The sequence below is a fragment of the Candidatus Zixiibacteriota bacterium genome (genome assembly GCA_014728145.1).
Classification (GTDB): domain Bacteria; phylum Zixibacteria; class MSB-5A5; order JAABVY01; family JAABVY01; genus WJMC01.
The window spans coordinates 1-7206 of record WJMC01000164.1; the positions used below are offsets into that span (position 1 = coordinate 1).

General features: G+C 49.0%; 7 protein-coding genes. 6 read left to right on the forward strand and 1 reads right to left on the reverse strand.

Translation table 11 applies throughout. The features are described from left to right. Positions 1 to 1910, reverse strand: a 1910-nt coding sequence (locus tag GF404_09800; protein MBD3382476.1) for a PAS domain S-box protein, incomplete at its 3' end; no start/stop codon positions are given. Positions 1911 to 2268: 358 nt separating this feature from the next. Here GF404_09800 and GF404_09805 point away from each other — a divergent pair. The 6 genes from GF404_09805 to GF404_09830 form a co-directional block, all read left to right on the forward strand. Next, a complete protein-coding gene (locus GF404_09805; GenBank protein ID MBD3382477.1) occupies positions 2269 to 2535 on the forward strand; it encodes a CopG family transcriptional regulator in 267 nt (88 codons plus the stop codon). Beyond that, positions 2514 to 3449: a hypothetical protein gene (locus tag GF404_09810; protein MBD3382478.1), complete on the forward strand. Its 936-nt coding sequence runs from the start codon at positions 2514 to 2516 to the stop codon at positions 3447 to 3449. Before GF404_09805 ends, GF404_09810 begins: the two co-directional genes overlap by 22 nt. Next, positions 3439 to 4200 carry an ATP-binding cassette domain-containing protein gene (locus tag GF404_09815; GenBank protein MBD3382479.1) on the forward strand — a complete coding sequence of 254 codons (762 nt, stop codon included), beginning with the start codon at positions 3439 to 3441 and terminating at the stop codon, positions 4198 to 4200. The genes GF404_09810 and GF404_09815 overlap by 11 nt, the downstream gene beginning before the upstream one ends. Beyond that, positions 4197 to 5042, forward strand: a complete 846-nt coding sequence (locus tag GF404_09820) for a metal ABC transporter permease (protein ID MBD3382480.1) — start codon at positions 4197 to 4199, stop codon at positions 5040 to 5042. Before GF404_09815 ends, GF404_09820 begins: the two co-directional genes overlap by 4 nt. A 182-nt stretch (positions 5043 to 5224) precedes the next feature. Further along, positions 5225 to 6307, forward strand: a complete 1083-nt coding sequence (locus GF404_09825) for a hypothetical protein (GenBank protein MBD3382481.1) — start codon at positions 5225 to 5227, stop codon at positions 6305 to 6307. Continuing rightward, positions 6304 to 7206: cytochrome C (locus tag GF404_09830; GenBank protein MBD3382482.1), on the forward strand; the 903-nt coding region annotated here is incomplete at its 3' end. The genes GF404_09825 and GF404_09830, both read left to right, overlap by 4 nt.

Sequence of the window (7206 nt, forward strand, 5' to 3'; positions counted from 1 at the left end):
AGAGCATGAAGTTTCTCGACAACATTGATCAGCTCGAGCTGGCTGAAGGTACCTTTGAAGGTATGGAAGGCACGGAAGATTTCGTCAATCATCTCGTCTACCGGACCCTCGCCATCGAGTATCATTTCCATTTGCGCGTTGACAAAGATCTCGTAATCTCGCATCGATTCGGACAATTCGGTGTAGTTGGTCACCGCTTTGACCACCATCTTGAGAACATTGCGTTCCTTCTCGATCCTGTCCTGCAACTCGCGGTTTTCAGTAATATCTGTTATAACCACCAGCAGTTTTTGTTCGTCGTTTTCGGCTGGTGTAATGAAGTCCTTGTATTCGATATGGGCGATGCGTTTATTGACATGAACTTCCTGTGGCAGAAGACTGATAAAAATTTCGCGTTTTTCATGATCGATTTCCGAAAATATGTCGGCCAGGATCGTTTCGAGGAATTCATGCTGTTCTTCATCATTCGGATAGATCAGATCCGGGAAAGTATTGCCCCAGATCTCACCGCCAAAGAGTGTTCGGCACTTTTCGCTGTATTCCAAATCAATCTTGAGCGACCGGCCAAAAGTCAAAAAACCCTGACCGGCATTATCCAGAATAGATTGAACCTTTTCCTTTTCATCCAGAAGAGCGGTTTCGATTCCCTCGCGACCTTCAATTTCTTCCATCAATTTGGAGGTTCGTTCGGCCACCCGCTTTTCCAGTTCCTCGTTGAGCTTCCTGATTTCCTGCTCTGCTTCTACCCTTTCGCTGATATCCTGGATAGTCCCGACCATCCGCACCGGACGGCCGTCATCGTCACGGATAACTTCGCCCTGGCTGTGGACTGTCCTGGTATTTCCATCGGGAAGTAAAATGCGGTGATCGAGACTGGCAGCCTTGTTAAGGGCAATCGAGTTTTCAACTGTTTCGATCAGTCTCTGGCGGTCCTCCTCGAATATTGTCTCCTGGACCCTGTCCAGCGTCGGTTCGAACTCACGTGGTTTACATCCAAAAATCCGGTAGACTTCATCGGACCAGCTGACTTTTCCAGATTTTATATCCCACATCCAGTTGCCCATACGGGCGATACGCTGGGCCTCGGCCAGTTGTTTTTCGCGCTCACGCAATTCCATTTCGGCCCGTTTGCGATCGGAGATATCATACATTGTCCCCTGTACGAAAAGGGGCTGTCCCTCGTCATCGCAGACTTTCTGTACATATTCAGCGATCCAGCGTATCTGGCCGTCTTTGCGCACAATCCGGTACTGCAGTTCACGACCGGCATCAGGCACCATCAGAACATAACGGGTGCGCTCCAGGAAAATATTGTAATCATCAGGATATATTATCTGATCCCAGCTCAAATCCTGTGAAATGAATTCTTTTTCGGAATAGCCCGTTATCTCCTCGATCGCTCCGTGAAAAAAGATCGGCTTTAAATCCAGCGTTGTGCGGAAGGCGATACCTTCAAATTTCTGTATGAAATTACGGTAACGCGATTCACTTCCGGCTATCACTTCCTGCTCGTTGGCATGACGGGAGATATCCTTTAAGCTGATTACCGCCCCGACTCGCTTATGCCCCTCGCTCACAGCCGCGAGAGTCATCTCCACTGCAACTGAACGGCCGTCCTTGCGAGTCAGAAGCCGGAGCGATTCATCCAGGCTGGATTCACCCTGCAGAAAATCCTGCAACGGGCATCGGTCGATAAGATCGGTTTCGGTCCGAATCCCGCGGCACCTCACAAGGCTGTGAAAGTCACGGTTGTTCAGCTCAGCCCGGGAATAACCCAAGATCTTTGCCGCCCTGCGGTTGGAGTAGCAAATCCTTCCGCGCTGGTCGACCTGTACTATTCCAGCTCCGGCTGATTCGAGGATGGTTTTGAAATCCGCGGACGATTCGACATTGACAGATGAGACAGTCATTTTTCTATTCCCCCATGCGGGCTGAATGCGCTAACATTATAACAGCATTACCTGTTTAATGAATTAGACAGCTATAGATTCCCCTTTTAGCTCAGTCTGCGGCTTACAGCTTTCGTGAAGAAATCATAAGCCTGACACCATCATCTAATAAAGTATCGTCATTTTTGACTTCTGCATTAGCTATACCCGAATTGCATCACCCGTAATTTTTAAATACAATAACACAGCCAGATCATATTGTCCTGTTTCCGAATAGAATGAAAAGCCAGCCTAAATGCTTCATAATATTATACTTGACTCTGGTATTACTTTGTAGTACAATTGAGTTCAAGTTAATACCAGAGAAAGAGAAACAGATATGTCATCCGGAAAAAAAGAGGAAATCGTCAGCTTCAAAGCGGACAGTCATCTGATTAAAGCTTTAAACCGGGTACCGAACCGCTCTGAGTTCATCCGCACCGCGGTATTGGAGGCTTTGGGAAATTTGTGCCCGCTTTGCAATGGTAATGGGATTTTGACACCGGGCCAGAAAGACCACTGGGATCGTTTCGCCCGAAACCATAAGCTGGTCGAATGCAGGAAATGCCATGCGACCTATCTTAAGTGCGAAGCGGACAGAACCTGAAAAGGGGGTATACGGGGGTGAATGGAATTCGATTCGCTTTATTGCTCGGATTGATTGTTGTCTCGCAGATTTTTGCCTGCGCTGATGATCAGCCTGAGCGGGATCGCCTGGTTGTATTTTCCGGAATCGATCCGGTGGCCGGAGTCGCCGAAAATCTTGGAGGCGATCGAATTGAGCTTCATACGCTTCTAAAGCCGGGTGAGACACCCCATACCTTTTCACCCTCACCGCGCCAGATGACTTTGCTTTCGCAAGCGGACCTGTATCTCAAGGCCGGCTTGAGTTTTGAAAAGCGGATCATGGCCAAAATCGCTATCAGCCGGAAGGTTCGTATTGTCGACCTCACAGCAGGTATCGCAAAACGCCACTTTACGGCTGGCGAAGAGGGCGATCATGGTAGCCAGCACGATCACGGCAGGCATGATCCGCATATCTGGACATCGCCAGAGAACCTAAAAAAAATGGCTAAAAATATCACCAATGCATTGATAAAAAGCGACCCTGCTGATTCGGTGTACTATCGCAATAATTGTCGTGATTACATCCAGCGTGCTGATTCAGTTCATGAAATGATAAGCAGTTTACTTAAACCTTTTGCGGGATACAAAATATATGCTTTCCATCCAGCCTTCGGTTATTTTGCAGATTTCTACGGCATGGAACAGGTCGCGGTCGAGATGACCGGCAAGCAACCTTCACCCGGACACCTGAAGAGAATTATCGAGCAAGCCCGGGCCGACAATGTCAGGATGATTTTCGTACAACCCCAGTTCGATCAAAAAAGCGCACAAACGATAGCCGAAGCGATCGAGGCGGAAGTGATCGCGGTCGATCCACTGGCGCGTGATATGCTCGCGGTCCTGGCTAAGATCGCCGAAGTAATCGTTAGTAATTCCGGAGTCAATGATGGCTGACAGCTCAATCGCGGTCAAATTCGAGGATGTCAACTTCGCCTATGACGGCGGTTTTCAACTTGAAAATGTCAACCTGATAATTCGGCCGGGTGAGTTCGTCAGCGTGGTGGGGCCGAACGGTGGTGGCAAGACCACTTTATTGAAGCTGATCAACGGCCTGCTTCAGCCTGAACGTGGAAAAATCGAAGTGTTCGGGAAGAATCCCGCTGAGGTCCGGCAGCTGATCGGTTACCTCCCGCAAAATATTGAATTCGATCCTGAATTCCCGGTCACTGTGCGCGAAGTCGTGCGTATGGGCCGTCTGGGCGAGGGATTCAAATTGCGCTATTCCAAACATGACAATCATGAAGTCGAACAGGTACTTGAAGAAACCGGTCTGAAAGATTACTCCAGCGCTATGTTGTCCGAGATTTCCGGTGGTCAGAGACAACGTACCCTTCTGGCTCGCACGCTGGTATGCCGTCCACGGATTCTGCTTCTGGATGAGCCGACCGCCTATCTCGACTTTGACATGAGCGAGGTGATCTTCGAAATCCTGCAAAAACTCGAACATGATTTGACTATCATCATGGTCTCCCACGATATCGGTTTCGTGAGGAAGTCTGTCAAAAGTGTTATCTGTGTCAACCGCAATGTGGTCCGTCATCCGACCGAACAGATCACACCGGAGGCTCTGGAAAAACTGTTCCGGGGAGAAAAAAGGATCGTCCGCCACGATCAGATTTTCACAAACGGGGAACGATTTCAATGATCGAATTCTTTCAGGCCCTGGCCGATCCGGATTTAGATTTCCTTCGTTATGCTTTTTTTTCGGGCCTGGCGGCCTCGGCCGCTTTCGGGATCGCCGGAAGTTATGTTGTCGTCAGGCGCATAAGCTTCATCGCCGGTGCGATTTCCCATTCAGTTCTGGCCGGAATCGGCCTGGCCCTCTACCTGGAACATACGCACGGCATCAGCTGGCTCAATCCTCTCTATGGAGCTCTTATGGCCGCTCTGATTTCAGCAGTTGTCATCGGATTCACCAGCCTGCATCTGAAACAGCGCGAGGATACAGTCATTGGCGCTATCTGGGCGGTTGGGATGGCGCTCGGGTTACTGTTTATATCGCAGACTCCCGGTTACGTCGATCCGATGAGTTACCTGTTCGGCAACATCCTGATGATCTCCTCTACCGAGATGTGGCTGATCATATTACTCGATCTGGCGATAATCGGGTTTACCCTGATCTTTTACAACAACTTCATGGCTATCTGCTTTGACCGGGAATTCGTGCTTCTGCGTGGAATTTCAGCCAATTTCTATTACATCATGCTGTTATGCCTGATCGCGGTTACAGTAGTCCTGATGGTGATGATAGTCGGCATCGTTTTAGTAATAGCCCTGCTGACATTGCCGGCCGCAACAGCATCACTTTTCAGCAGATCATTGAAACAGATGATGGTTATGGCTGTAGTCTTCTGCGCCCTTTTCACCTCCGTCGGACTGGCCTCCAGCTATAGCTTAGATTTACCTTCAGGGCCGGTCATTATAGTACTGGCGGGGATAGTCTACGCATCAGCTTTAATCATCACCCGCAAGATCAGGAAGGCTTGACAGCCATCACGCTTTATCATCACTTCCCGGATAGTTCCGACCAATTTGATAGAGTATAATTTACCTATTGCCATATTTTATTAAAACTATCTAATTGATACTTACGGATTTTCGTAATAATTACGAATAACAATAATGACACGGTTAGCATAAAAATCCAATACATATACATGGAGGAGTTAATGGATCCAACCGCTCTGGTGCCGACGCCTGACCCGATCCCGGCCCCTCACCTGATCCTTTTGATCCTGGAAATGTTGACATTTATGTTGCATATACTGCTTATAAATGTCGTTTTAGGGGGAAGCCTGATCATACTCTTTTACAGGCTTGGAAACAAAAACGATTCACTCGAAAACAGCCTGCCCGGTTCGGCCGCGGGCAAGATTCCAACCGCCATCGCCCTCGGAATCAACCTCGGGGTGGCACCGCTGTTGTTTGTGCAGGTTATATACGGACACCTGTTTTACAGCAGTTCGGTGCTGATGGCAGTCTTCTGGATACTGATCATCCCGCTATTGATTCTGGCTTACTACGGCGCTTACATCCACATTCGCAAGTACGACGTCTCGCGAGCTTTCTCAAAAGTTGCCCTGATCTTCAGCGTATTGTTCGTGCTTTATATCGGGTTGATGTTTGTCAACAATCTGACTCTGGGTGTTCAACCCGAAAAATGGAGCGGTTATTTCGCCAACCCGGGTGGGACACTGCTGAACATGTCGGACCCGACGATTATACCCCGATACCTGCACTTCGTGACCGCGTCAGTGGCGGTAGGAGGATTGTTTATAGCTCTCATCTGGTACCTTCGCAGGCGCAAGGGTGTACCTGGTTCCGGTGATAAAATCCGTACCGGACTGATGATCTTCGGCGGTGCAACCGCAGTTCAGATCGTGGTCGGGATCTGGTTTCTGATGGCGTTGCCACGTGATATCATGCTTTCGTTTATGGGACAAAATATGTTCGCAACGATCGTTTTGATGCTGGGAATTCTGGCCGCTATTGGCGCACTGATTTTCGCCTTTACCGGCAGGTTGATACCTGCCCTCGCACACTTGATCCTGACAATCGTCTTCATGGTTATCACACGCCAGAACCTGCGCAGTTTTTATCTCGAGGATGTTATGCGGCTGGATCAGCTTCCGCTCTCCCCGCAGTATGGCATGCTGATTCTGTTTTTGATTGTTTTCGTGATCGGACTGGGGGTTGTGGCCTGGCTTATCAAAACCGCAACAAGGATCGAGCTGAAAGGGGGTCAGTCATGAATTATCCTGTCTGGGACCTGACCAGCCTGACCGGCGGTACATTGATCGCGCTGATCGCAATTATCCATGTCTATATCGCCCATTTCGCCGTCGGCGGTGGTCTGTTTCTATGGTTGACCGATTTAAAGGCGGAACGTGAAAAAGACACTCGCCTGCTCAGATATGTCGATAACCATACCTGGTTCTTTCTCCTGGTGACGATGGTTCTGGGTGGTGTTACCGGCGTCGGTATCTGGTTCATAATTGCCCTGGTGAATCCTGCCGCGACTTCGGTATTGATCCATAATTTCGTCTTTGGATGGGCGATCGAATGGGTCTTTTTCTTCTGTGAAATCGCCGCCCTGTTGATATATCATTACAAATTCAACGACCTCAAAGTCGAGAAACGCCAGAAAGTAGCTTTCCTGTATTTCCTGTTCGCCTGGCTGAGCCTGTTTGTCATCAATGGTATTCTATCCTTTATGCTGACACCGGGAAAATGGCTCGAGACCGGAAATTTCTGGCACGGTTTTCTAAATCCGACCTTCTTCCCATCGCTGATATTCCGTACAGCTTTCGCGGCCATGATCGCCGGCCTGTTCGGCTTCGTGACCGCGGTTTTCCAGGCTGATGGAGAATTTCGGGCGAAATTGATGAGGTATTGCTCTAAGTGGTTGATCGCCCCGGTTCTGGTCTTTATCCCGTCGGCGATCTGGTATTACTATGCTCTGCCGGAAAATATCCAGCTAAACGCTTTCGGAATAAATACCGAGATCCCATTTTACCTGAGCATATTCATTATCTCATCGATTGCCGTTTTTCTTCTGGGCCTGTTTCTGGTGTTTAAAAGCAGTCATTTACTGCAGAAGGTCGTCACCCTGCTTTTGGTGGTAATCGGCCTGGCCTGGATCGGGGGATTC

Bases quoted from the DNA above. Each gene is read 5' to 3' on its own strand.
- GF404_09805 (MBD3382477.1), top strand. From the start codon at position 2,269: ATGTCATCCGGAAAAAAAGAGGAAATCGTCAGCTTCAAAGCGGACAGT.
- GF404_09815 (MBD3382479.1), top strand. From the start codon at position 3,439: ATGATGGCTGACAGCTCAATCGCGGTCAAATTCGAGGATGTCAACTTC.
- GF404_09820 (MBD3382480.1), top strand. From the start codon at position 4,197: ATGATCGAATTCTTTCAGGCCCTGGCCGATCCGGATTTAGATTTCCTT.
- GF404_09825 (MBD3382481.1), top strand. From the start codon at position 5,225: ATGGATCCAACCGCTCTGGTGCCGACGCCTGACCCGATCCCGGCCCCT.